Source organism: Salinimicrobium sediminis, assembly GCF_900215295.1.
Lineage (GTDB): Bacteria > Bacteroidota > Bacteroidia > Flavobacteriales > Flavobacteriaceae > Salinimicrobium > Salinimicrobium sediminis.
In genome coordinates this window covers 97,704-121,956 of record NZ_OCMF01000002.1, presented here as the reverse complement: position 1 = coordinate 121,956, position 24,253 = coordinate 97,704, and the positions used below count along the sequence as shown (strand labels likewise).

General features: G+C 41.4%; 24 protein-coding genes. 3 read left to right on the top strand and 21 right to left on the bottom strand.

What is annotated here, in order from left to right:
* Window position 1 precedes the first annotated feature (1 nt).
* A complete protein-coding gene (locus CRO16_RS08345) occupies window positions 2–415 on the top strand; it encodes an OsmC family protein (protein ID WP_097055934.1) in 414 nt (137 codons plus the stop codon).
* Between the two features lie 4 nt (window positions 416–419).
* On the opposite strand, the gene CRO16_RS08340 is transcribed toward CRO16_RS08345, so the two are convergent.
* From CRO16_RS08340 to CRO16_RS08325, 4 genes are all read right to left on the bottom strand, one after another.
* Window positions 420–1,103: an N-formylglutamate amidohydrolase gene (locus CRO16_RS08340; protein ID WP_097055933.1), complete on the bottom strand. Its 684-nt coding sequence runs from the start codon at window positions 1,101–1,103 to the stop codon at window positions 420–422.
* A 93-nt stretch (window positions 1,104–1,196) separates the two neighbouring features.
* Window positions 1,197–2,423 carry a carboxylate-amine ligase gene (locus CRO16_RS08335; RefSeq protein ID WP_097055932.1) on the bottom strand — a complete coding sequence of 409 codons (1,227 nt, stop codon included), beginning with the start codon at window positions 2,421–2,423 and terminating at the stop codon, window positions 1,197–1,199.
* Complete coding sequence (locus CRO16_RS08330; RefSeq protein ID WP_097055931.1) at window positions 2,420–3,877, bottom strand: RimK family protein; 1,458 nt, start codon at window positions 3,875–3,877, stop codon at window positions 2,420–2,422. Before CRO16_RS08330 ends, CRO16_RS08335 begins: the two co-directional genes overlap by 4 nt.
* Before the next feature lie 183 nt (window positions 3,878–4,060).
* Window positions 4,061–5,746 (bottom strand): formate--tetrahydrofolate ligase, encoded by a 1,686-nt coding sequence (locus CRO16_RS08325; RefSeq protein ID WP_245858954.1) that lies wholly within the window; start codon window positions 5,744–5,746, stop codon window positions 4,061–4,063.
* Between the two features lie 320 nt (window positions 5,747–6,066).
* On the opposite strand from CRO16_RS08325, the gene CRO16_RS08320 reads away from it, so the two are divergent.
* Window positions 6,067–8,151 carry a multicopper oxidase domain-containing protein gene (locus CRO16_RS08320; protein ID WP_097055929.1) on the top strand — a complete coding sequence of 695 codons (2,085 nt, stop codon included), beginning with the start codon at window positions 6,067–6,069 and terminating at the stop codon, window positions 8,149–8,151.
* 48 nt (window positions 8,152–8,199) lie between these two features.
* Here the strand turns inward: CRO16_RS08320 and CRO16_RS08315 are convergent, their stop codons facing one another.
* From CRO16_RS08315 to CRO16_RS08250, 14 genes are all read right to left on the bottom strand, one after another.
* A complete protein-coding gene (locus CRO16_RS08315; RefSeq protein WP_097055928.1) occupies window positions 8,200–10,176 on the bottom strand; it encodes a monovalent cation:proton antiporter family protein in 1,977 nt (658 codons plus the stop codon).
* 240 nt (window positions 10,177–10,416) lie between these two features.
* On the bottom strand, window positions 10,417–10,956 hold the full coding sequence (locus CRO16_RS08310) for a 2'-5' RNA ligase family protein (protein WP_097055927.1): 540 nt from the start codon (window positions 10,954–10,956) through the stop codon (window positions 10,417–10,419).
* 12 nt (window positions 10,957–10,968) lie between these two features.
* Window positions 10,969–11,439, bottom strand: coding sequence for a hypothetical protein (locus tag CRO16_RS08305; protein WP_097055926.1), 471 nt, complete (start codon window positions 11,437–11,439; stop codon window positions 10,969–10,971).
* 61 nt (window positions 11,440–11,500) lie between these two features.
* On the bottom strand, window positions 11,501–12,442 hold the full coding sequence (locus CRO16_RS08300) for an alpha/beta hydrolase (RefSeq protein WP_097055925.1): 942 nt from the start codon (window positions 12,440–12,442) through the stop codon (window positions 11,501–11,503).
* 5 nt (window positions 12,443–12,447) lie between these two features.
* Window positions 12,448–14,280, bottom strand: coding sequence for an ABC transporter ATP-binding protein (locus tag CRO16_RS08295; RefSeq protein ID WP_097055924.1), 1,833 nt, complete (start codon window positions 14,278–14,280; stop codon window positions 12,448–12,450).
* A 65-nt stretch (window positions 14,281–14,345) separates the two neighbouring features.
* Window positions 14,346–15,170 (bottom strand): alpha/beta hydrolase, encoded by an 825-nt coding sequence (locus CRO16_RS08290; RefSeq protein ID WP_097055923.1) that lies wholly within the window; start codon window positions 15,168–15,170, stop codon window positions 14,346–14,348.
* A 2-nt stretch (window positions 15,171–15,172) separates the two neighbouring features.
* Window positions 15,173–15,553, bottom strand: a complete 381-nt coding sequence (locus CRO16_RS08285; RefSeq protein ID WP_218839729.1) for a DUF2752 domain-containing protein — start codon at window positions 15,551–15,553, stop codon at window positions 15,173–15,175.
* Window positions 15,540–16,019: a CD225/dispanin family protein gene (locus CRO16_RS08280; RefSeq protein WP_097055921.1), complete on the bottom strand. Its 480-nt coding sequence runs from the start codon at window positions 16,017–16,019 to the stop codon at window positions 15,540–15,542. The genes CRO16_RS08285 and CRO16_RS08280 overlap by 14 nt, the downstream gene beginning before the upstream one ends.
* 29 nt (window positions 16,020–16,048) lie before the next feature.
* Window positions 16,049–16,525, bottom strand: coding sequence for a hypothetical protein (locus CRO16_RS08275; protein WP_097055920.1), 477 nt, complete (start codon window positions 16,523–16,525; stop codon window positions 16,049–16,051).
* A 61-nt stretch (window positions 16,526–16,586) separates the two neighbouring features.
* Window positions 16,587–16,922, bottom strand: coding sequence for a hypothetical protein (locus CRO16_RS08270; RefSeq protein WP_097055919.1), 336 nt, complete (start codon window positions 16,920–16,922; stop codon window positions 16,587–16,589).
* 17 nt (window positions 16,923–16,939) lie between these two features.
* Window positions 16,940–18,823 carry a S9 family peptidase gene (locus tag CRO16_RS08265; RefSeq protein WP_097055918.1) on the bottom strand — a complete coding sequence of 628 codons (1,884 nt, stop codon included), beginning with the start codon at window positions 18,821–18,823 and terminating at the stop codon, window positions 16,940–16,942.
* A 123-nt stretch (window positions 18,824–18,946) separates the two neighbouring features.
* Entirely contained in the window at window positions 18,947–19,456 is a 510-nt protein-coding gene (locus CRO16_RS08260; protein ID WP_097055917.1) for a DUF1648 domain-containing protein, read from the bottom strand.
* A gap of 185 nt (window positions 19,457–19,641) precedes the next feature.
* Entirely contained in the window at window positions 19,642–19,905 is a 264-nt protein-coding gene (locus CRO16_RS08255; RefSeq protein WP_097055916.1) for a PLD nuclease N-terminal domain-containing protein, read from the bottom strand.
* Window positions 19,906–19,927: 22 nt separating this feature from the next.
* Window positions 19,928–20,401, bottom strand: a complete 474-nt coding sequence (locus CRO16_RS08250) for a hypothetical protein (protein ID WP_097055915.1) — start codon at window positions 20,399–20,401, stop codon at window positions 19,928–19,930.
* 120 nt (window positions 20,402–20,521) lie between these two features.
* On the opposite strand from CRO16_RS08250, the gene CRO16_RS08245 reads away from it, so the two are divergent.
* On the top strand, window positions 20,522–21,805 hold the full coding sequence (locus CRO16_RS08245; RefSeq protein WP_097055914.1) for a dipeptidase: 1,284 nt from the start codon (window positions 20,522–20,524) through the stop codon (window positions 21,803–21,805).
* Window positions 21,806–21,862: 57 nt separating this feature from the next.
* Here CRO16_RS08245 and CRO16_RS08240 read toward each other — a convergent pair whose 3' ends face one another.
* From CRO16_RS08240 to CRO16_RS08225, 3 genes are all read right to left on the bottom strand, one after another.
* Complete coding sequence (locus CRO16_RS08240; RefSeq protein ID WP_143544482.1) at window positions 21,863–22,276, bottom strand: hypothetical protein; 414 nt, start codon at window positions 22,274–22,276, stop codon at window positions 21,863–21,865.
* Between the two features lie 224 nt (window positions 22,277–22,500).
* Window positions 22,501–23,208, bottom strand: coding sequence for a TVP38/TMEM64 family protein (locus tag CRO16_RS08230; RefSeq protein ID WP_097055911.1), 708 nt, complete (start codon window positions 23,206–23,208; stop codon window positions 22,501–22,503).
* Between the two features lie 4 nt (window positions 23,209–23,212).
* Window positions 23,213–24,067: an SdiA-regulated domain-containing protein gene (locus CRO16_RS08225; RefSeq protein WP_179670514.1), complete on the bottom strand. Its 855-nt coding sequence runs from the start codon at window positions 24,065–24,067 to the stop codon at window positions 23,213–23,215.
* Window positions 24,068–24,253 lie beyond the last annotated feature (186 nt).

Genomic DNA, 24,253 nt, shown 5'->3' with positions numbered 1-24,253 from the left:
AATGAAAAGAAAAGCAACAGCCGTTTGGAACGGCACACTTAAAGAAGGAAAAGGTAATTTATCTACTCAAAGCGAGGTTTTGAATAAGACTCCTTATTCTTTTAATACCCGATTTGAAAATGAAAAGGGAACTAATCCTGAAGAATTGGTGGGAGCAGCTCATGCAGGCTGTTTTACCATGCAGCTTTCTGCCAATCTTTCAAAAGAGGGATTTTCTCCTGTTACTTTGGAAACAGAAGCTACGATCACTTTAGAAGACGGCAGCATCACAAAATCACATTTGGTGTTGAAAGCAAAAGTTCCGGGGGTTTCTCAGGAAAAATTTGAGGAGCTGGTAAAACATGCAAAAGAAAATTGTCCGATTTCAAAGCTTCTTAATACCGAGATTAGCCTGGAATCCACCTTAAACGGTTAGAATATTACTTAAGAGTTTCTAAAAGCGCTTCAAAAATGACATTTTTGAGGCGCTTTTCCATTTTGTTGTCTTTCACAAATTTTTGGTTCACTTCCAGCTCGATTCCCACATATTGGTTCGGAAATTTTTGTCTCAGATAAGTGGTGAAACCATCGTCTATTCCTAAATAGGGATAATTGAACTTTACCTCAAGCTCCTTATCCTGCCTAAAAAGGCTTTTTTGGAACCTCTTACAGAAATGTGCTTCTTCATCTCTTGCAGGGTCAAATAACAACCCGACATCAGCATTCCTTACCTCCCCATTGAGTTCGGGAGTAAAGGAATGTACAGAAATGTGCAGCACCTCCCCTCCTGCAGAAATATAATTACCAATACGGCTTTCTATGTAATGCCTGTAGGGTAAATAAAATTCCTCCAGCAGTTCCTCTTTCTCTGCCTCCGGAAGCTGGTTTGTATATTCTGAAAATAACTGCGGATGCCCCAGGCTTCTGTTGGGTTCCACCAGTAACCTGCTTATCATGTACTCCTGACTAAAAACAGCTAAGCCTGATAATTCACGAAAAAGGTCCAATGCCCCGGGATCATATCCCCGATGAGTTTGGATGACATCATGAGCATTGGCAAAAAGATGTTCGTAGTGTGCAGGGATCTCATTGCCCGCGTGTTCACATGTAAGGATTAGGTTCAAGGTTGAAGGTTTAAGGTTTAAGGTTTTGTTGAGTCCTTAATAGAGTTGACCATTTTTGGAAATCGGTGCATGCAAATTGCTTATTGTTAATTGTCAATTGTTAATTGCAAAGAACCTGTTTTCCTCCAAACACCTTCCCAACTTCCTGTAGACTGAAATTATTTTTTCTTCAGAAAAATCGTCTCCAACTGCTTTTAAAATCCGGGTGGAGAGGCTGCCATTTTCGAGAAGAAATTCGATACTCTCCCTGTGCTTTTTAGAAAGCTCTTCTTTTACCAGAACATAGATCTTTTCCCACAATTCCCTGACTGTAACTCCCGGTTCAAGATCGAAAAGACCGGCAAAAGCAGCATTTTTGATCACTGTATCTTCAGCATCAACGATAACCTTATCAAAGATCTCAAAAAGGTCATTTTCGTGCCAGCTTTTTTGATCTTCCAAAGATACCAGTTCTTCGCTCACCAACAGTTTCAGGGCTTCAATGATGAGAACGGCAATAACAACATCGGCTTTTGGGCATTCCTGTATATCAATCACCCTTATTTCAATAGCTCCCCTGTCAAACCGGGCAATAGCACCTCGGGAATTCAGGAAATGATGATCCAGTATGTTTTCCGAATCATGAGGTTTTATGGCTTGGTTTATAGGTTCAAAGATTCCACCAAAATATTCTTCCCTGCTAAAAAGTTGTTCCGGGATCACCTTTCCTGTCATTTGCGGGATTTCCTTCTGGTTTGTTTTGTACACATGCATCCTTGCATCCTTAAAACCTGTTACTTTTCCTTCAAAAATAGGAGAACTGGCACTCAACCCGGGGATGATAGGAAGCAGGATCCTTATTGCTGCATGTAATTTTTCAAATTCAGCATCTCCCGAAAATGGCAGATTGATGTGCATACTTTGCACATTGCTCCAGCCATGGCCTCTGCAGTCAAAAATGCGGTTATACAATGCATAGATCTTGCTGTAGTTATGTTGCCACAGCTGCATTTCGGTTTCAGGATGCATGAGCGGATGTGCGGCTGTAGGCAATAATTCGCTCCCGAACTCCTTAAGCAGCCGGTTCATTTCCTGCACGTTTTCAGCAAACAGTTCATCCAAAGTTTCCAGATCTGCAGTAGGACCATTGGTCTTCATTTCCACCACATGTGCCACTAGCTCATTGCTCCACTCGATTTTTCCGTTCTCAACATCAGATGTCAGGAAGCCGTTTTTGCGGGTGAGCAGCTTGTCAACAATAGGCTTTACTTTAAGATTTCCGGAACTTACGAGCATGTATTCAAGTTCAATTCCGTAGACTTCAAAAAGGTGATAACTCATTCTGTTTTCTTTTCAATCCGGTTTTTAAGAGCCATTAAAACTTCAGTATAGATCTTATCACCATAATGCCTGTCCTCTACTCCAAAATCGATGTTGGGATTATCATTGATCTCAATGACCAGCGGTTTCCCGTTTACTTCCTTCAGATCTATCCCGTAAAGACCTTTTCCCATTAATTTGGCCGATTTAAGGGCAGCATTCATGATCTTTTTAGGCACTTCTTCGATGGCCATAACATCTGCATTTCCATCGCGGTCATCCTTCTTTTTAGCATCCCAGTTATAGATCTGCCAATGGCCTTTTGCCATATAATAGCGGCAGGCAAATATAGGCTTGTCATCAAGGATACCAATTCTCCAGTCATAATCTGATGGAGTATATTCCTGCGCGATTACCAATTCTGACTTTTTGAGCATCTCCCCTACCAGCTTTTCATATTCCTCGACCGTGGAAGCTTTTTTAACTCCGAAGGAAAAAGTAGAATCGGGCGATTTAAGCACAAGCGGTAAACCTGTTTTTTCAATCACCGTGTTACGGTTTTCCTTGTGTACTATAATAGTTTTGGGCGTAGGAATGCCGGCGTTTTCAAGAGCTTCGGCCATAAAAACCTTATTGCAGCACTTTAAGATAGCATCAGGATAATCAATTATCGCGATATCCTCCTGTTGGGCTTTTCTGGCAAAGGCGTAGGCTTCATTGTTTACTTCGGTGCTTTGCCGAATGAACAAAGCATCAAAGGCAGGAAGACGCGAAAGATCCTTTGGTGAAATGAATTCCACATAAAAATTCATTTTTTCGGCAATCTCTGCAAATTTCTTTAAAGCCTTTGGATTACTAGGCGGGGCCGGGTCGTGATCCTGTACTAAAATTGCGAGGTCATATTCATAGCTTTCACTCTTTGGAGTGTCATAACGCTTTTTAGCAAAATACTGCACCGCAAATTCATGCATACTTGGCTTATGTTCTTCCGGAATTTCAATTTCAGAAAGCGCTTTGATGGATTTCAAATTCCATTTATTGGTATAGCTAAATTTTACCCTGAGAAAGGGTATCTGGAAATGCCTGTGAAACATGGCACTCAACTCCTTATATTTTTGAGCCACGTTCTGCCCAAAGTATATGCTTAAGGTAAATTCAGTAGATTTGATGCCTTTCAGGCTTTTTTGGATCAGGTCGTCAAATTCATCTGAAACGATCTTTACCAGGATGGGCTCCCTAAGGTCCACAAGGTTTCTGACTGTAGGAATTGCAAGATGCCCGCGGGCTTCGGCTAAAAGAGAAACATAATAGCCTTTTGACTGATAAGAGTAATCTTTACAGAGGTTAAAGATCCTGGCTTTTTTCAGTCGGGAAAATTCAGGATTTGTAAGATAATCCCTGGCCGAAATCACCTTCACATTCTCCAGCGGAAGGTTCCAGTTTTCAGGTTTATTTACAACTATGTATTTATTCATTAAGATTATAAAATTTGATCAAATGTATATCAAATAAGGTCATCTTTTTCAGACGAAATCAAAATTCCGTAGACTCTTCTAATCCTTATTTTCATGTAATTTACAGAATTCATCAGGGAAAAAGAAAAGCCTTCCGGAAAGATTTCCGGAAGGCCATTTTCTAGAAGAAAAGAGATCTTGCCCTTATATCAGCCCCGAAATATTTCCTTCCAAATCAATGTTTATATTTTCTGAAGCAGGATGTGCAGGTAGTCCCGGCATTCGCATCATCTCTCCCGTAATGGGAATCAAGAATCCGGCGCCGGCAGCGATCTGTATCTCTCTTACATTCAGTGTAAATCCTGTAGGCCGACCCAGCAAGAGCGGATCATCTGAGAGGGATTTTTGTGTTTTTGCAATACATATTGGTAAATTATCCAGATCAAGGTCAAGAATGGTTTTAAGATCTTTGCGGGCTTTGGGAGCGTATTCTACTTTTTCTGCTCCATAGATCTTTTTAGCAATGGTGTCTATCTTTGTCATCACATCCTGATCCCATTGGTACAGAGGCTTGAATGGAGCATCGTTTTCTTCGATGGCCTCGATCACTTTTGCAGCAAGATCCAGGGCACCTTCACCTCCTTTTGCCCATCCGTCAGAAAGTGCGACTTTAATATCAAGTCTTTTCGCAAGATCAAAGATCACCTGTATTTCCTCCTCGCTGTCACTAAAGAATTTATTTATGGCAATAACAGGAGTAATATTGTAAAGTTTTGCATTCTCCAGATGTTTCTCAAGGTTAGGCAAGCCTTTGATAAGTGCTTCTACATTAGGTATGGTGAGAGTGGACAAAGGAGCTCCCCCATGATATTTTAGAGCCCTTATGGTAGTTGTCATCACCACCACTTTTGGTGCAAGCCCCGCACTTTGGCACTTAATATCCAGGAATTTTTCGGCTCCAAGATCAAAACCAAATCCGGCTTCGGTAACAGTATAATCAGAAAGGCTCATCCCCATTCTGGTGGCGATCACCGAGTTTGTACCCTGGGCAATATTGGCAAAAGGCCCAAGGTGTATGATAGCCGGGTTCCCTTCAACGGTTTGTACCAGGTTTGGCTTCAAAGCATCCTTTAACAAGGTAGCCATTGCTCCTTCGGCATTAAGATCCCGGGCATAAATGGGTTTTTTATCATAGGTATAACCAATAAAGATATTCCCTAAACGGCCTTTAAGGTCCTCCAGGTTTTCGGTTAGACACATGATAGCCATAATCTCTGAGGCCGCTGTAATGTCAAATCCGCTTTCCCTGGGTATACCCGATCCTGTGCCGCCGAGTCCAATAACTATGTTCCTCAATGCCCTGTCGTTAACATCCATTACCCTTTTAAGAGAAATGGTACGGGGATCAAGACCGAGGTTATTCACTTTTGACTGGATGTTATTATCTACAAGTGCAGCAAGCAGGTTGTGAGCCTTTTCAATGGCCGAAAAATCCCCGGTAAAGTGCAGGTTGATATCCTCCATTGGAAGAACCTGAGAATAACCTCCACCGGTCGCTCCCCCTTTGATCCCAAAAACAGGCCCCAGAGAAGGCTCTCTAAGCACTACAGTAGTTTTTTTGCCAAGCCTGTTCAAAGCTTCAGAAAGACCTATGGAAACCGTGGTCTTCCCTTCTCCTGCAGGGGTCGGGGAAATTGCTGAAACCAGGATCAAATTCCCCTGCTTTACCTTCTCCTTATCAATATTGTTCAATGGAAGTTTAGCTTTGAACTTCCCGTACATTTCTATTTCTTCGGGATCGAGGCCAAGTTTTTTGGCGATTTCTGTAATGGGAGATAATTTAATCTTTTGGGCAATGTCCAGGTCACTGAGCGGTGCGGTTGTCATCATTGATCTTAATGCTTTAAGTACAGGTCAAAATTACGATCAAAGAGCAGTGTGAAGAATGATGAGGATCAGGTTTCGCTAAAATTTTCAAACGTTTTCGCTGTTTATTACAGAACTTATTAAGCATTATAAATTCTTCAAAAAAAATCTTTTAAATTATTCTAATAATCTGTTTTTAAGGAAGTTAAATTTATTAAATTGTGATATTAATCAGGTTTTAATTAAGCCCTTCCCGTTACTTTTGAATGATTCCCCCACAAGTGTTCTTTAAAGCTCTTCCCCCTGGCTTTTGATCCCTTTCGTTTAACCTATTTATTTTTTTTATGAAAAAAACTTTACTTTTCAGCAACAGGCTATTCCTCTTCTTTAGCTTACTTATTGCAGGGCGAATGTTTTCACAACAGCCTTTGCTTGATCCCGTCTCTCATCCTAAATTTGTGAATGAACTTCCATTTCCCGGAGTTATGCAGCCGGTGAGTCCCGGTAATTATGAAGTTTACATTCAAGCCACTAAACAGGATCTGCTAGGACTAAAAACCCTGCAGGGAGATCCTGTACTAACTAAAGTGTGGGGGTATGGCCGTGACTCTGAAGTGAGTTATCCCGGTCCTACCATTGAAGCCCGGTCCGGGGTGAAAATTAAAGTTAAATGGTACAATGACCTGCCTGAGGAACATCTGTTTCCAATTGATAAAACCATTCATTGGGCCGGGAATGACATGGGCGGAGTACTCCCTCCTGAGGGAGAAAGCTTTAATGGAATGCCTACTGTAACCCACCTGCATGGAGGACATACAGATGCCGATAGCGATGGGCATCCTGAAGCCTGGTATACTCCCAATCATAAGTATAAAGGTTCTCAGTATTACGACAATGAAGGGCTCTATACTTATGACAACAGTCAGGAAGCGGCGACCTTGTGGTACCACGATCACACTATAGGGATTACCCGCCTCAACGTATATGCGGGGCTCGCCGGGTTTTATCTTCTAAGGGATAACCATGAAGATAAACTGAACATTCCCCGAGATCAACATATGGATCTCGCCGATGAAAGTTCGCCTATGGAACATTTCGAGATTCCGCTTGCTATCCAGGACAGGTCTTTTACTGCTGATGGTGAACTGTATTATCCTACCGAACTTTTTACAGGAATAAATATGACAGAGGGAAGCCCGGAGACTATCTACAATTCCATAATGCCCGAAATGTTTGGAGACTTTATCCTGGTGAACGGAAAGGCCTGGCCCTTCTTAAATGTGCAGCCAAGGAAATACAGGCTACGCCTGTTGAATGGGTCAGATTCCAGGTTCTATGATCTTAAGATCCCCGGAGTGGATTTCTACCAGATAGGTTCTGATGGCGGATTACTAAAGGCGCCGGTAAAAAGAAGTATTATCACCATTGGTCCGGGAGAAAGAATTGATGTGATCGTAGATTTTTCTGCACCCGGGTTATGGGGACAAACTTTGATAATGCGGAATACCGCCCGTTCACCATTTCCATTTGGTACTACTCCCAATCCACTAACCACAGGACAAATTATGGCTTTCAAGGTGGTAACCCCTCTGAGTAATCCCGATACCAGCGAAATTCCGACGGTGTTGAGGCCAGAGTCATTTACCGTGCAGGGAGAAAGCGCAGAAACACGGCAATTAGTGCTTTTCGAGGAAATGGATGAATATGGCAGGCTGCTTCCCTCTCTCGGCACTCTTGAAAAAGGAGCTCTTCCTTTTACAGAAATCCTCACAGAAAATCCGGCTCTAAATTCAACCGAAACCTGGGAGATCTACAATACCACAGAAGATGCTCACCCAATACATCTTCATTTGGTTCATTTTCAAGTGATCAATACACAGAAATTCAATGTAAAAAAATCTGTCTTTGGAGAAAATGGAAAGTCGAAGGCGCAACTAATCGGAATGCCTTCCCCTCCTGCACCCGAAAATTCTGGGCCTAAAGACACCTTCATTGTTTATCCCGGGGAGGTAGCACGAGTAAAGGCCATTTTTGACAAGGAAGGAGAATACGTATGGCATTGTCATATACTTTCTCATGAAGACCACGATATGATGAGGCCTTTTTATGTTGGTGATTACATTGCCGAAGATCTCATAGCCCATTCTGAGATGAAACCTATGGAGCTTTTGGAAATCCTCGAAATAGCGCCCAACCCGGTAATGGATGTGGCTCAGGTAAAATTCAGAATGAAAACAGATGCAGCTGTACAGGTACAGGTACATGATTTTTCCGGAAGGACAGTTTCTGTTCTTCATAGCGGATTTGCAGCAGCTAATACAGATTATAATTTGACATTTAATAGAAGCGGGCTACCTGCCGGTCCATATGTTTGCAGGCTTACTACCCAGGATGGTCAATCTTTTGAAAAGATCATCATGGCAAAATAGTGTTTAGAGATTTTGAAAAAGGGCTCTCGGGAAATTGAGGGCCTTTTTTTATGTCACTGCTTTATAAAAGGAATCAATATGCTCCTGATCTCCGCTAACAAATACCAAATCGTTTCTAAGAAGTTTCACACTGGGAAAAACTGTCTTGATCATTTCTCCCTTGCGTGAAACAGCAAGGACATTGACTCCATAATTCTTTCTTACATCTACTTCCTCAATAGTTTTTCCCACGACGGGTCCGGTTTCTGCCATTACTCTCACACAGCTGATCTTGAAATCGGGAATCGTTGAGGAATTAAAGGTTTGCAGGCGCTTATGAGACTGGAAGACCTGGTAATTATCGGCTCTCACCGAGTCTATTAAATTTTCAAGTTCATCAATGGGCACCAAAAAATTTGTTAGTACCCTTGAAAATATTTCAATAGAGGTCTCGAATTCTTCCGGGATCACTTCATCGGCTCCCAGTGCCAGCAGCATTTCGATTTCCTTTACATACCTGGTTCTTACCACGATATGCACAGAGGGAGAAATATGGCGAATATTTGACACTATGGTCTTTGTTGCACGAGGATCTGAAATAGCAATTACAACCACCCTTGCCTTCTTCACATTCAACGACTCCAGCATGTGCTCCTGTACCGCATCCCCATAAATAATAGGTTCTCCTCTGGCCTTTTGTTCCCTAACGATCTGTGGGTTGAGTTCCAGGATCATGTAAGGAATGTCGGCATATTTTGCAGCTTTTGCAAGATTGGCTCCATTGATACCATAACCAATGATAAGCAGGTGATCCTGGGGACCATCTTGTCCATAGGCCAGTTTGACATCCCTGTCTGTTCTTAAATCTGCAGATCCCGGCGCTACCTTTCTTAAGATGTAATTGGTTGTCCTGCCAGATAACATAAAAACAAACGGAGTAAGCAACATCGTGAATACAGAAACCGAAAGAAAGTACTGATTCATTTGAGGTGATAAAAGTCCATTCTCAATTCCAATACGGGATAGGATAAATGCAAATTCCCCCACCTGAAACAAGGCCATTCCTGTTAACAGCACAGTCCTCATAGGATAATTCAAAGCTAGGGCAGTTAAAGAGACCAGGCCTCCTTTTAAAATAAAAACAATTAGCACCATGAAAATTATTACCCAGGTATTTTTCAGGAAAAAGTCCAGATCCAGGAGCATCCCGATAGAGATAAAAAAGAAACTGATAAATAACTCCCTAAAAGGTAAAATCGTACTGGTGGCCTGGTGGCTAAAGTCTGATTCAGAAATGATGAGTCCCGCAAGAAAAGCTCCAAAAGCAAGTGAAAGTCCTGCAGAGGCAGTTAAAAGGGCCACCGTAAAACAAAGCGTGATAGTAGCCAGTAGAAATAATTCTTTGCTCTTGGTTTTTGCAATAAGATACATCACCCGCGGAACGATGTATTTTGCACCTATATAAGTGAGTACCAGGACAAGGGCACTCTTCAAAATTAAGAACAACACCTCATTAAAGACATTTGCTGAATTTCCTGCCATTATGGGAGTGACCAACATCATGGGAACCACAATAAGATCCTGAAAAATTAGAATTCCCAACGCCATTCTTCCCTGTGGAGCGGTAAGTTCATTGCGATCATAAAGAATTTTGAGGACAATTGCTGTACTGGACAGGGAGAAAAGAAAACCTATGAATACAGCTTCGTTCCAGGGAAATCCGAACACATAAAAAATAATGGCCGTAACTACAATACTTAATCCAACCTGCATAAAACCTCCGAGAAAAACTGTTTTTTTCATGGAGGCCAGTTGCTTTATTGAAAGTTCCATTCCAATTACGAACATGAGCAGGATAACTCCTATTTCTGAAAGTATCTCGATCTGTTGAGGATTTTCTATAAAGCTGAGTCCGAAAGGACCAATAATAATTCCTGTAAGCAGGAAACCAAGAACCGAAGGCAGCCGCAGCCGTTGTAATAGAAGTACAACCGCTACCGAAAAAACCAGCAATACCACGATGTCCTGGAGTAAGGGAAAATGCATGCTTTATTATTGAATTTTTGCTTCCCTAATTTATTAAATTCTCCCAGATTGAACGGCTTAAACGCCATGTTTCGAAGATAAAAATCAAACTATTACAACTAAAGCTATAGAAGAGGGAGTCAGTTTCTGTTGCAAAGTCAACAACACAATAATTTTTGTATGATCAGCGGACAATTGAAACTTATAGGGCATAAATTCCTTAGGCACTGAAACCTCAGTTTAAAAAGATGAATGCCGGGTTTACCGAAAGTTTAACTCCTCCAGTACATCCCAGGTCTTTCCATTATGTTTAAATATAGTGATGGCTTTAGCTTCAAAACTAAGGTGAGTCTTCCTTTCCTTGAAAATTTCCCAGGTCTCCATGAATCGTTCCCGGGGAAGATCCCGGGTTGCAAGAGTCATGTGCGGGTGTAATTCTTTTCCTTCGTTCAGAACAAGAATTCCTTTTAAAGCTTCTATTATTTGGTGATGCAGTACTTTCACCGGTTCAGGATCTACAACATTAAGAAAGATCACCCGTTGGTCAAATCGCCCAAAACCCTGGAGCTTAACCGGGAAACACAGCTGTTTTTCAGTCACTCCTCTTATAGCATCAACAAGTGATGGTTCCTTTTCGTTTTGAATCCAAACAGGTGGAATCAAAGTAATATGTGCAGGAAGCTTAAGGGCATGAGCCGCACCGACTCTCTCCCTGATCTCCAGTTTCAAATTTCTTACTTCCTCTTTTACCGCCTGCGAGGGAACCAGAGCTGCAAAGTAAAGTGCCTTTGAAAATGCCATTTTTTAATCAAATTACACCATACGGGTAAGAAGTGCTCTACCCCGGGCCTTCTTTCTCCTGTCACAAACAGAACCCACCATCACTCCAAGAAGAAGCCCTCCCAGGGGACTATAATATTTCAAATTGGATTCGGTATAAATGATCAGGACGAGTAACAAAATAGTTCCAAGAACCAGTCCCAGCCTCATCCCGTACCATGCACAATAACCTTCGGGTAAAAAAGCGAAGTTCACTCTCAGAAATTTCAGAAAATCATGCAGGCAGGCCTTTAGATATTCGGCGGCTTTTTCTTCTTCCAGATCCAAACCGTCAAATATGGAATCAAGCTCATGTTCTACAAGAGCCAACTGCTCCGAAGGAAGATCTTTATATTTCACCTCCTGCAGGATATTACTAAATCTCTGCTTAACCTTTACTGCTTGTCTGGTACCTGAAATGCCGGCAGAAAGATCCAGTTTTTGAATGGCTTCCTCTAACTTCATCTTAAAAAGAATTTGCCCCTGTTGTTGGACGCATTCTTTTATTAGATGTTACTCAAAAATGTCATTTTTTTAAAAGAAATTTCAAAGGTACTTCCAGACGGGCTTTCCACGATCTTTCAGAATGATCTGCCCCTTCAAACCTGAGGGTTTGCCAGTCCTCAGCAGTATAACCTTTTGATCTCATGAGGGAATCAACCTGTAACTGGTATGGTTCATAAACAGCGTCTAAAGTTTCTGTTCCATAGTCAAAATAAAATTTATGTTCTCCCGGAGCAGGCAAATATTGGTCCAGATAAGCCAAAAATTCCGCAGGAATAGGATTATCTTCTGTGGCGAAACTTCCCGGCCAGTGAGTTGAAAGCGCAGCCGCCCCGGCAAAGACATCAGGATATTCTGTCACCGCATACCAGGAGATGAGTGCACCCATACTGGAACCGGCAATAAAAGTAGCCTCTTTAGCAGGATCTGTCCCATATTTTTGATCAATATAAGGCTTAAGCTCGGTTACCAGGAACTGCAGGTAGGCATCTGAAAACACACTGTTCGAAAAAAGGTCCTTTTTCTTCTCGTTCTCTCTTTCATACCTGGCTCTAATTTCTGCTGAAAGCTTTTCATAGGGCTTCTGCGGAAAGTATTCGGCGTGCCTGTTTTCGCCCGAATTCCAAATACCGACCACAATTGTTTCTGCAATAGCTTTTTCCTCTATAAGCTGTCCCATAATTTCGTCTACCCCCCACTCCTGATTGTTCCAGGTGGTCGTGGCATCATAAAGCATTTGGCCGTCATGCATGTAAAGCACCTTGTGATTTTTCGTCTTCGAATAACCTGGCGGAAGCCATACATCAATGTTTCTCGCAGGAACCAGTTCAGAGGGAAAGTTAGAAATTCGCTCAACAGTCCCTTTGGAAACCTCAAGACCGGAGCGAGCCGGTTCAATTTTCTCAACGGGTGATTTACAACTAAGACAAAAAAGAATTATGCTAAGAGAAAGGATCCTTTCCATAGGTATTACTTATATCCTGCGGCCTGCAGATTAAATAATTCGGAGTATAATTTATTGTTTTGCATAAGCTCTTCATGAGTTCCAATTTCCAGTACTGCTCCATCCTTAAGGACCATGATCCTGTCGGCAATTCTCACCGTGCTAAAACGATGAGAAATGATCACCGCAGTCTTTCCTTCGGTAAGTTTTATAAACCTGTCAAAAGCCTCAGTTTCTGCCCGGGCATCGAGGGCCGAAGTGGGCTCGTCGAGAATGAGCACTTCTGCATCTTTCATATAGGCCCTTGCAATAGCTATCTTTTGCCACTGACCGCCAGAAAGATCTTTACCCTGTTTAAACCTCTTGCCCAATTGCTGATCGTAACCAAAAGGAAGATCTTTCACCACCTGGTCTGCCAGACTTTTTTGGGCTGCACCTTCGATCCTGTCCTGGTCTGCGATCCCGGTGATCTCTCCCATGGCAATGTTCTCGCGAAGGGTGAGTTCAAACTTCACAAAGTCCTGGAAGATCACCCCAAAGTACTTTTGATAAGCCGTTCTGTTATATTGTTTAATGGGAACTCCATCCAGCAGGATCTCTCCTTCTGTAGGCTCATAGAACTGAAGGAGCAGCTTTATCAAAGTGGTCTTTCCCGCACCATTTTCCCCCACAAAAGCTAATTTTTCCCCCGCTCTAAGTTTAAAGTTGATGTTTCTCACCACCCACTTATCGGACTTTGGATATTTAAAACCAACATTTCTGAATTCAAAACCTGCTTTAATCTCCTTCGGAAGGGGTTTAGCCCCTTCTGATTCTGGAGCATGATAGGAAAGGTCGAGAAACTCAAAATAATCCTGAAGATAAAGAGCAGTTTCAGTGATCATAGTGAAACGGGTAAAGAATCCCTGAAGCTTTTGCCTTAGGCGATTGAAAGATCCCGAGAGAAAGGTAAGATCCCCAAGGGTAAAAGCCCCCAGCACAGTTCTAAAAATGACGAGAACGTAAGCCCCGTAATATGCCGAGGTCCCAATAACGTTGAAAAAGGAGCCCCATCCCGCACGCTGTTTTGCAAGCTTTTTACTCTGGTGGTAATATTGATCTGACAATCCTTTGAACCGGTAGGCAAGATAATCTGAAAGTCCGAAGAGCTTAACCTCTTTTGCAGTCACATCACTTGCCCCTGCGTATCTCAAATAATCCAGCTCACGTCTTTCCTGGGTCCAGCTTCGGGCAAGAGAATAGCTGGTCCCACTAAATTTCACCTCATTGATCATGGTGGGAATAATAGAAACAACCAGGAGAATGATTAGCCAGGGTTCAAATGCCACCACTCCCGCCAGCAGGGAAACGATCACAATGATATCCTCTGCCTGGGTGAGCACATTGGACATTAAACCAACTCTTCCTGTGGTTTGCTGCCGCGCTCTTTCCAGCTTATCATAGAATTCTGAATCCTCCAGTTCATCAAGATTAACTTCGGATGTTTTCCTGATGATCTTCACCGAAGTATCGATCGAATATTGATCCCCTAAAAGAGCATCGCTAAGGCTTATTCCCCGGCTAAGGAGATCGGAAAGTACTGCGAGAGCAAATTCCGACGCAACCAGTGTCCAGAGTCTGTCGAGATCTTTTACATCTGCAGCTATTTGCAGGACTACTTCATCAATGATGAGTTTCCCAACCCACAGCATTAGTACAGGTAAAATTGCATTTATAAGGCGGCAGAGCACGTTGATATAAAATAATCCCGGATTCACCTTTTTGATCTCCCTGAAGAAACGAGGAACATATTTGAGCGAGACAAAACTCTCCTTAAATTTATATCTGTTAGGTTCCAGGGATCGTTGAGGTCGTGGCAAAATCTTTTGGAATTAGGTTACGCTGCAAAAAAATGCATCCTCAAAAATAGCATTTTTGAAAGAGATTATTTTCCCGTAGCTTTTTCTGAAAAAAGCCATTGAAAGGCTTCCGGAAATTCTGAGCGCCAAAAAGCTTCATTATGATCTCCGCCTTCCACGATCTTCACAAAAATATTTTCTTCGGAAAGGCCTTTTTTCAGCAACAATTCCTCCATCTTTTGAATGTTGGAGACCAGGGTTTCATCTTCGGAAGTTCCGCCTAAAAAATAGAATCGGACCCCTTTGCTGATCTCGGAAGCTTCAGCAAAACCATAGATCTCTTCACTGAACCAGAAGGAAGGAGAAAACACACCTGCCATCCCAAACACTTCCGGATATTTCAAAGCAGCATAGAAAGAAACGAGTCCTCCAAGAGAAGACCCTATAACAGCCGTATTTTCAGCAGCAGTAAGGGTTCTGTAGGTGGCATCTACGTGAGGCTTAAGAGTTTCTCTAATGAAATCCACATATGCAGCTGCCTCTCCCCCACCATATTTTTCATGGGGAAACGGAGTGAGTTCAGCAATTCTTTTTTCATTGCCATGATCGATTCCAACCACTATCACTTTTTGCCCTTTTTGACTGTCCAAAAATTCATCGACCTCCCACTCGCCGGAAAAAGCAGTGGCAGTATCAAAAACGTTTTGGGCATCATGCATATACAGGACAGGGTATTTTTCATCTGTATTTTCATATCCCAGGGGAAGATACATCCTGATGGTCCTTACCGTATCCAGCTGGGGAGCTGCAATGTCAAAAATTTTCACCCGGGATGAGGCGCTGCTTTGCCCAAAACTCAGGGGGGATGATGCTAAAAAAAGAAGTACAAAAATTACAGTTTTGAGAGGCATGTTCAGAGATTTCTAAAGATCCAGAAAGATATGATAATGAGCAGGACAATAATAATAGCATTTCTTCCAAAGAAGATCTTTCGCCATTTTAGCAAGGCAGGAGAAGGTTTTGGAATATGATCAACGACGGTAGCGGTTAAAATGTAAGGCAGAGATATGATCAACAAAGGATTATAGCTATAGGCAGTACTAACCTGCAGGTTGAGCAGGTGATGTAAAGCGCGTTGAGAGCCACAGCCGGGGCAAAGAAAGCCTGTAAGTGAATGAAAGGGACAGGCGGGAAAGAAATCTGCCTGTGCAGGATCAAAGTAGGCATAAAGCACTAACAGCAGGAGAAATCCCAGTGCTATTATCCCTTGCTTTATGGAGTTAATCGTGACCAAGAGCAATTGCAAAAACCATGAAAGCACCGTATATCACAATGCCTGCTATTGCTATCCAAAAACCGATCTGGGTCCACTTTGCAGCTTCTTTAGAACTTCTCACTGCACCTTCATAGTCCCCGCAGCTGTAGCGGGTCTCTACCCTGGCTGCATTAACAATGCCCGCAATTCCAAACGGCATACAACATAGCAGTGTTACCAGTATAGATTCCACCAACCAGGTACGTGGAAGGGTTCGATCTTCATAACTTCCGGAAAAGGTGTTTCGGTGGTTGGCCGAAGATGCGACCGGAGGCGGTTCTTCGCTAAGGTAACCCTGCAATTCTGCATATTCTTCAGCAGGGATCCAGATCTCCCGCGGATGGTGCCATACGAGGGTCTTCCGCTTTAGTTTCTTAGCTCGTAATTCTTCCAGAGAAAATGGCCCATGCTTCTCAAGTCCGTCGGAATAGTAGTATTGTATCATCAGCAAATATTATGATCCAATTTAACACTTTATTTGATAAAATACCAGCCATGCCCTCCTGCAACTGCACCAAATATTGTGAGGAGACTTAAAACAAGGAGGACCCAATGTGCACGATGAATGATCTTAAAAGCCTTTCCCGCATCTTTAGTAGCATATTTTCTGAACAGCTTGTGTAAAAAGAAGGGTTCCAGGATGAAAAGGATCACAGTGAACAGCAACCAGATGAGGATCATCGCATGTATCCACCAGAACCGAAGGTATAACAACCTGTCCCAGCCGTAAAGATGCAGCATGTAGAATCCGGTCACTGCAGTAAGAACAGTAGTGATTTTAGCCTGAAGTGAGAAACGTCCCTCGATCCTTTCAAAGGTTTCCATTTGCTCCTCTTTTGAGCTCATTCTTTTCACTGCCGGAATGATCACCGTAGTCACCATGGCAACGCCTCCAATCCAGAGCACCACAGCTAAGACGTGTAGCACACGGGCCAGGGTGAGATAATCCATTTTAAAGGTTTAAGGTCTAAGGTTTAAAATTCAGTTCCGGTAATTAATAATCAATATTCATTTATTCATTATTAACAATATCCTCCCCTTCTGCCAGACAAAAATGGTCCAGGGTAAAAATAAAAGTTGCCCAGATGAGTACAAGTACCACCGAAAAAGTCCAGCTAAAGGTTCCTCCCAGATAGTAACCCATAAAAAAATCTGCTAAAATAGGAAGAGCAGCTATGGGTATGGTTCCTATGACAAGCAAAAGGATCCTTCTTTTAGCATCTACAGTTAACTTGGTTCCGCAGTTGTCGCACTCCCAGGTGGAATAAACATTTTGTAAAAAATGCTTTTTCAGGTGCAGACTAAAGGAATATTTATAACCACACTTTGGACATGTTCTGGCTTTCATATCTATTCAATTAAAATTTATTTAAGTGTTTCTTCCAGCCATTTAAAGAATTCTCTCTGCCATACAATAGAATTCTGCGCCGTTAGGATCCAATGATTTTCGGAAGGAAAATATAACAATTTACTCTTGATTCCGCGGAGTTGAGCAGCCTGAAAAGCCTCCAGCCCCTGCCCTATTGGCACTCTAAAATCCATACCTCCCTGTACGATCATGATAGGGGTATTCCATTTATCCACAAAATTGATGGGATTAAAATCGGTATAGGCCTTTGGGGTTGGATTTTGCCAGTATGGTCCTCCCAAATCTTTGTTCACAAAGAACAGCTCTTCAGTGGTTCCATACATACTGCGGGTATTGAATATTCCGTCGTGAGCGATAAAGGTTTTGAATCGGTCATTATGCATTCCGGCCAGGAAGAAGACCGAATATCCCCCATAGCTGGCTCCAACAGCTCCAATTCTGTCTTTATCAACAAAAGGTTCTGCACTTACTGCATCTATAGCTGAAAGATAATCCCGGATATTTTGTCCGCCCCAGTCGCCGCTTATCTGCTCGTTCCATTCCACCCCATGTCCCGGCATCCCGCGACGATTGGGAGCCACTACAATATATCCATTTGCTGCCATTAACTGAAAATTCCATCTAAAGGAATAGAACTGGGACAATGGAGATTGAGGACCTCCCTGCAAATAAAGAAGCGTAGGATACTTTTTAGCAGGATCAAAATCGGGTGGATAAATCACCCATGCAAGCATCTCTTTACCGTCTGTTGTAGGGATCATGCGTTTTTCAACCTTACTCAGCTCTATTGAATCATAGAATTCATCATTGATATGGGTAAGCTGAGTCATCTTCCCAGACTTAAGATCAACGGTATAGATCTCTGCTGCATGGTTCATGTCTGTCCGCGTCACGACCATGGTATTTCCGGATTCTCCAACAAGGCCGGTAATATCAAACTGGCCTTCGGTGATCTGTTTGATCTGTGGCGCTCCCTTTTTAAAAGGATCAACGGAAAACATTTGTTTTGTTCCCAATACAGGTGCTACAAAATAAATAGTCTTCGCATTATTGCTCCAGCGGAAACTATCTACAGTACCGTCCCAGGCTTCTGTGATGTTATTTTTTTTCCCGTCTGTAAGGATGATGATGTCATTCTTGTCGGCTTCATATCCCGGTTCATCCATTTGTAACCAGGCAAGAATGCCTTTTTTGGAAAATGCAGGTTGAGTATCGTAACCTTTATTTTCTTCAGTAAGGTTGGAAGTCGTTTTTGCAGCCAGGTCATACACATAAATATCTGTGTTGGTACTTACTGCATATTCACTGCCATGGAGCTTTTTTGAAACATAATAGACTTTGGTGCCCTCGTTGTTCCAGATATAATCTTCCGGGCCTCCAAAAGGTTGAAGGGGTGTATCATGTGGCTCCCCTTTCATGATGTCCATTTCCTCCCCGGTTGAAAGATCCTGCAGGAACAAATGACTATAGTGCCCATCCTCCCAGGTATCCCAGTGCCGGTAATTGAGATCATCATAAATATAAACTTCAGACTTTTCCAGTTCCGGATAGAAATCCTCCCCTTTAACCGGGATTACTTCTACATCTTTAGGGAGAATTTTCCATTTTCCTGAGGCCGAGATTTTTGCATCTTTAATTAAACTATCGGCACTTTTAATCTCTACAGCTGCTCCTCCTCTTACCGGGATCATAAAAGTTTTAGATGAACCGGAGTTTGATTCCAGATCGTAAGACCTGGTTGTAAAGATCACTTTTTGACCATCATCAGAAAGACCAACCGCAGAAACCCTTTCCAATTCCCAAAGCTTTTCGGGAGTGAGAGTTTGCGCTGAAACAGAATAAACACCTGCCATAAGCAGAACTAGGAGAAAATTTCTCATAAAAGTAATTTTAACCGGATTAAATATTCTCGTTAAAAAAAATTCCGGGATTTGAACCTGTTAAAGATAATATAATGTGGCTATTTGTCTAATCGGAAATTTCCTCCATTTAATCCGGCTTTTTCACCTCTTTTCCTTTCTGATCATGCGCCTCATTTTCAACAGAAAGAACAGCGGAGTTCCAAGAATTAAAATTGAAAAAAGAATCAGGAATTCCCTGCTAAAACCCTGTGATCTTCCCAGAGCGGTATATATCATTTCAAGGGTGAGGTAGGCAATGGAACCGGCGACGATTAAGTTGATCATCCTTAGAGACCTTTGGGCCATCTGGTAACTTACCCTTGCATTTTTATCAGTAATTTTTCCGGGATAATTAAAGAGGTGTGGAAATTTAATAAGTCGGTTAATGCCTATACATAAAACTGCACCCAGTATGGGAAGAAACCAGATGGAGCTTCGGGGCCCTACTCTATCAGGAGTTCCCGAAGTATTGAAATGCATTGGAATCTCCCCGGGAAGGTCCTGGTAATAATAAACAGGTATAACAAGAGAAGCTATTACAGCAAGGAAAGTGAGCAGTTCCACCAACCGGTCAAAAATCGTTTTCCTGACCTGGATTTTTGGCCGTTTCATAGAAGGAGGATAAAAATCATTTTTTACAGATTATTATTGCTAATAACAAAGTTATCATTTTGTTGGGGAATCCGGTGGAAAAATTAAGTGGTTACTGATCTTTATAAAACGCGCAATTGTCAAATCTCTATTCGGGAACTTTGAAGGTCGATCAAAAAATCCGTTAAGCTATTCTATAGAGGCAATCAGGAAATATCATGATTTTGTTGATTACCTGAAAAACGTTGTGGCATAAATCCCGGGTTAAATTCCCGTTTCTTTTTTGCTTTAAACTCACTCCTGAGCAGCAAATACAGAATGGAACCTAAAATCGGAAAAAATATAATGATCAATAGCCAGGCCAACTTCCATTTAGTTTTCCTGAAGGTAGAAGCACTCAAATCCAGGAGCGCCCATATCCAAAACAAGACAAAGGTGAGAACAACTGCAATTATAAAGTATTTACTCATTCAACCACATTAGATGTTCTAATTACCTGCTTAATTCAAGGTTGTCGAGAAAATGATTGAGCCTATACAGAGAATCATCTTCAATCATTTTCTTTTCTATTCGAATGGATTTATCCTCTCCTTCAATTTTATAGCTGTTCACATATTTTCGAACTTTTCTGATCTTTGATAATTCAATGCTCTTAGGAATGAGAGAATGTTTAATCAACCTGTCATTCTCAATAGTGATATATTGATGCTTTTTTTGATACATTGAAGTTCCGGTTTGCAATGCCCCTAACAGGATCCACAGATAGCTAAAAATCGAGGAACTATTGATATAAACAGCAAAGAACCCAACACCAATCATAATAATTCCATAACCGAATTGATTTTGTAACCGACTCTTTGGATAGCAGATCTTTGTTCTTCTAAAATTCTCCTGAATGCTTCCTGAAGTTTCCATAAAAATAAATTTAAGTTCTGCAGCTTTCCTCTTCCGAAGTTTCCTGCCCATTGTTAAATTTTTAACAAGGTATGAAATCCTATTGAAATGAGAAAAATAATGGAAGAACGGGTAAAAAGGTGTTCTAAAAAATATTTCCTATTTTGAGGCCTTCAAATCCAAATAAGACCCATGAAATTTCTAAAGACACCCCTGCTTCTTCTCCTGTTTACTTTTGCTGCCAATGCACAGACAGATGAAGCCTTAATTGAGAAGGCGAGAAAAATTCACGAGAAGGTGATTACAATTGACACTCATAATGATATAAACGTAGACAATTTTACTGCTGCAAAAAATTACACACAGGACCTTGAAACACAGGTAAACCTACCTAAAATGGAGAGAGGAAAGGTTGATGTAACCTGGTTAATTGTTTACACCGGACAGGAAGAACTTAATGATGCCGGTTATAAAGCAGCTCATAAAGAAGCAATGACCAAGTTTGAGGCAATTCATCGTCTTGTTGAAGAAATTGCACCTTCCCAGATTGGTTTGGCAACTACTTCTGCTGAAGTACGGGATCTCGTATCACAGGGAAAAAAGGTTGCTATGATAGGAGTTGAAAATGGTTATCCCATTGGTACAGACATTAAAAATGTAAAAAAATTCTATGATCTGGGAGCCCGGTACATGTCCTTATCACATAATGGGCATAGCCAGTTGAGCGACTCCAATACAGGGGAAGAAGATGATCAATGGCTTCATGGTGGATTGAGCGAGTTAGGAAAGGAAGTAGTTAAGGAAATGAACCGTCTGGGAATTATGATTGATGTTTCTCATCCTTCAAAAGAGGCTATTAAAGACATGTTCGAACTCTCGAAGGCCCCGCTCATTGCTTCTCATTCCTCAGCAAGAGGTTTATGTGATCATAGCAGGAATCTTGATGACGAGCAATTAGAATGGATCAAAGAAAGTAATGGAGTGGTGCAAACTGTTGCTTTTAATTCTTACCTAAATACCAAAAAACATAACGCATATGATGCGGCTGTAAAAAAAATCTATGAAGAGGTAGGAGAAAAAATTGACTTTAAGGTTTTGAGTTGGGACGAGATAAAAACCATGGAGCCGGAACAAAGAAAAACTTACCGGGAAAAATTTGAGAGAGTGAGAAAATTGTCTCAACCTAAAATTCAAAAGTTAAAGGAAAAAGTGCATCCCGTAGATGTTTCAGACTTCGTTGACCATGTAGACTACCTGGTAGAAAAAATGGGTGTTGATCATGTAGGAATAAGTTCAGATTTTGACGGTGGCGGTGGAATTGAAGGCTGGAGTGATGCGTCAGAAACTTTCAATATTACCCTGGAGCTGGTAAAAAGAGGATATACCGAAGCAGAAATCGCAAAGCTTTGGGGAGAAAACCTATTGCGCGTGCTGGATGAGGTCCAGGCTGTAGCCCAAAATATGCAAACAAAATAAAAACAGGCGTGTTGAAGTTAGAATCCCCTGTTCTTTTAAACAGGGGATTTTTCTTTTTTAGTTCCCTACATCTGGTCTAAAATCTTTATTAGCTATACCTAAAAGGCCGGCAGCGCCAACTATAGGAACACCTACATTAACAATGTTGGACATCTTTTTGTTCTTAAGATGTACTGCCTTTATTTCATCATCACTAAACGGGATCATTACATTATTCCCATGGGGAATATGTGGCCTGTCCAACAACAGCTTGGCTGTTTCAGATTTTTTCCCGGTAATGCCGTACAACTGACCATCTTCACGAACAAGTTCTTTTAATTCGATTACATGATTGTCCATAGTTGTTACTTTGATCCTGTTTTGGGAGTTTACCCCATCGTCAATGCTCACCGACTCGGGATGATAAACACTGCATCCGGTCATTCCGCAAAAAAGCAAAAGAATCCCGGCTTTAAGAATAATTCTTCTCATAGCATAAAATTTAAAAGTTACATATTAAAATCGCAGAAGGGGATTCACCTGCGTTCGGCCGGAATTATTTTTAAAGGTAAAAGTTTATTCTTTAAAAAAAGTGAATTAATCGGAATAAACCTACTTATTTTTAAACAACAAATAAGCAATTGAGTTAAATTTTGTATTTAAATGATTAAATTTTACAATAAAAGTACAGTATCATCAAAGCAAACCCTAAGAGATTATTTTCTGTTTCTTCTCTTTTTATCCCACCATACAAAAGCGATAAAAAGGACCAGGCTTATCACAGATGTCCAAATGAGACCCGTTTTAAGCCTCTCATAATCTCCCCCTAAATAGGCTATGAAAATGATTAAAGGGGAGATCCCTATCATAGTAGCACCAATAAATTTCCAATACCCCATTTTTAAAACACCTCCCACAAAACTGATGGCATCATTAGAAAGAAAAGGACTAAGTCTTATGACTATTACAGTCCAGAAACCATACTCTTCAATAAAATCTGAAATCTTCCTTTCAGTTTTATAGCCAATTAATTTCTCCACGATCACAGGACCAAAGTACCGGCCTATAAAATACCCGAAGCTTGAAGCTAAAAAGATCGCAAGGAACAGGATTATAGCACCAATCCAGGGCCCGTAAGCCAGTACCGTCACAACCATGAGCAAAGGGGTGGGAATAACAATGAGGAACATTTGCAGGATCATGGTTAAGATAATGATAATAGGACCAAACCAACCGAATTGAGCCACCCATGCCCGGGTTCGTTGCTCATCTCCACTGGTAAGCACACTCCAGGCATTGGAGAGGAAATCTTTCACCTCCGGAATAAAAAAATAGCTTAGAATAACTGCTGCAATAATAGCGAGAGAAATGTACAGAGGGGCTTTGCTCTTCTTTATAGAGGTAGTTTCTACTTCCTGGGGCATAAAACTATTTGGTGTTTAAATTAACCCGATGGATCATTCCGGGCTCTCCTTCTGTGGAGATATAAAGGTTGCCGTTATTATCAAAAGCCAGACCTTCCGGCTGCGGAAAGAATTTGCGATCCAGACGATGCAGGGCTTTAGGTTTTCCATTGGGGTCAAGGATAAGTAACTTGGGCTCCCTTGCCTCCAGAACCAGAATCTCACTTGTTTTAGAGTTCCTGTTAATTTCTGAAGGAAAAAATGATCCTTCGTTTTTCTTATTTTTAGGCCTGAACATTTCTTCCTTAAAGGACATCTTATAAACTGCAGCTTCCTCTAATTCCATAGTTTCAGGATCTATAGCATAAATACCCTTAAAATCTTTGGAATGCAGATCCCGCTCCTTGACCGAAACAAGCAATCTGTTTCTTGAAACATCGAAAAACATTCCTTCCATATCATTTTTGGAGCTAAACGGAGTTTCAAAACTTTCCACCTTAGGCTTCCCGTCTATGTTGTTGATCCTGTATATTGTCCCGTTAGCCTGTAGCACAAAAATAATGTTTTGATGTACAGCAATTCCTTCATAATCCCCGCCTTTCCCAAAAGGAATTTTCTTTACAACCTTTGAGGTATGCAGGTCGAAAAGAAATATGATTCCATCTTCATCCTGAATACAGGCCAGTAAATCTTCTTTTAAAAATGCGATCGCCGATACTTCCTTTAGTTCTTTAGGTAGCTTCCATGTTTGTTCGACCACCACTTCCTTTGAAATGGAGGAGCGATATTCTTCGGCTTCATCCCTCACCGTATAGAAGAAAACAGCAGTTAAAAATATCAAGCCCGCTGTAATGAGGATCACTATCTTCTTTTCGCTCATGGATTCATTTTTCCTAAAAATAGAGAATTCGGAAGGCATTAAAGATGAAGTTTACATTTTCTTGATAAAGATTAGCACGGTTTTAGCAACTACTGAATCCTAAAGTTTTATAAACTTTCAGAAATATTTCTGTAAGTCTTTGTTTCTTTGGCAGACACTTAGCCTATGATGTTCAAAAATTTGAAG

Excerpts from the sequence above, each read along its gene's own strand:
- CRO16_RS08345 (WP_097055934.1), top strand. The coding sequence starts at position 2 with ATGAAAAGAAAAGCAACAGCCGTTTGGAACGGCACACTTAAAGAAGGA.
- CRO16_RS08335 (WP_097055932.1), bottom strand. The coding sequence starts at position 2,423 with ATGAGTTATCACCTTTTTGAAGTCTACGGAATTGAACTTGAATACATG.
- CRO16_RS08330 (WP_097055931.1), bottom strand. The coding sequence starts at position 3,877 with ATGAATAAATACATAGTTGTAAATAAACCTGAAAACTGGAACCTTCCG.
- CRO16_RS08325 (WP_245858954.1), bottom strand. The coding sequence starts at position 5,746 with ATGATGACAACCGCACCGCTCAGTGACCTGGACATTGCCCAAAAGATT.
- CRO16_RS08320 (WP_097055929.1), top strand. The coding sequence starts at position 6,067 with ATGAAAAAAACTTTACTTTTCAGCAACAGGCTATTCCTCTTCTTTAGC.
- CRO16_RS08315 (WP_097055928.1), bottom strand. The coding sequence starts at position 10,176 with ATGCATTTTCCCTTACTCCAGGACATCGTGGTATTGCTGGTTTTTTCG.
- CRO16_RS08310 (WP_097055927.1), bottom strand. The coding sequence starts at position 10,956 with ATGGCATTTTCAAAGGCACTTTACTTTGCAGCTCTGGTTCCCTCGCAG.
- CRO16_RS08305 (WP_097055926.1), bottom strand. The coding sequence starts at position 11,439 with ATGAAGTTAGAGGAAGCCATTCAAAAACTGGATCTTTCTGCCGGCATT.
- CRO16_RS08300 (WP_097055925.1), bottom strand. The coding sequence starts at position 12,442 with ATGGAAAGGATCCTTTCTCTTAGCATAATTCTTTTTTGTCTTAGTTGT.
- CRO16_RS08290 (WP_097055923.1), bottom strand. The coding sequence starts at position 15,170 with ATGCCTCTCAAAACTGTAATTTTTGTACTTCTTTTTTTAGCATCATCC.
- CRO16_RS08280 (WP_097055921.1), bottom strand. The coding sequence starts at position 16,019 with ATGATACAATACTACTATTCCGACGGACTTGAGAAGCATGGGCCATTT.
- CRO16_RS08275 (WP_097055920.1), bottom strand. The coding sequence starts at position 16,525 with ATGGATTATCTCACCCTGGCCCGTGTGCTACACGTCTTAGCTGTGGTG.
- CRO16_RS08270 (WP_097055919.1), bottom strand. The coding sequence starts at position 16,922 with ATGAAAGCCAGAACATGTCCAAAGTGTGGTTATAAATATTCCTTTAGT.
- CRO16_RS08265 (WP_097055918.1), bottom strand. The coding sequence starts at position 18,823 with ATGAGAAATTTTCTCCTAGTTCTGCTTATGGCAGGTGTTTATTCTGTT.
- CRO16_RS08260 (WP_097055917.1), bottom strand. The coding sequence starts at position 19,456 with ATGAAACGGCCAAAAATCCAGGTCAGGAAAACGATTTTTGACCGGTTG.
- CRO16_RS08255 (WP_097055916.1), bottom strand. The coding sequence starts at position 19,905 with ATGAGTAAATACTTTATAATTGCAGTTGTTCTCACCTTTGTCTTGTTT.
- CRO16_RS08250 (WP_097055915.1), bottom strand. The coding sequence starts at position 20,401 with ATGGGCAGGAAACTTCGGAAGAGGAAAGCTGCAGAACTTAAATTTATT.
- CRO16_RS08245 (WP_097055914.1), top strand. The coding sequence starts at position 20,522 with ATGAAATTTCTAAAGACACCCCTGCTTCTTCTCCTGTTTACTTTTGCT.
- CRO16_RS08240 (WP_143544482.1), bottom strand. The coding sequence starts at position 22,276 with ATGAGAAGAATTATTCTTAAAGCCGGGATTCTTTTGCTTTTTTGCGGA.
- CRO16_RS08230 (WP_097055911.1), bottom strand. The coding sequence starts at position 23,208 with ATGCCCCAGGAAGTAGAAACTACCTCTATAAAGAAGAGCAAAGCCCCT.
- CRO16_RS08225 (WP_179670514.1), bottom strand. The coding sequence starts at position 24,067 with ATGAGCGAAAAGAAGATAGTGATCCTCATTACAGCGGGCTTGATATTT.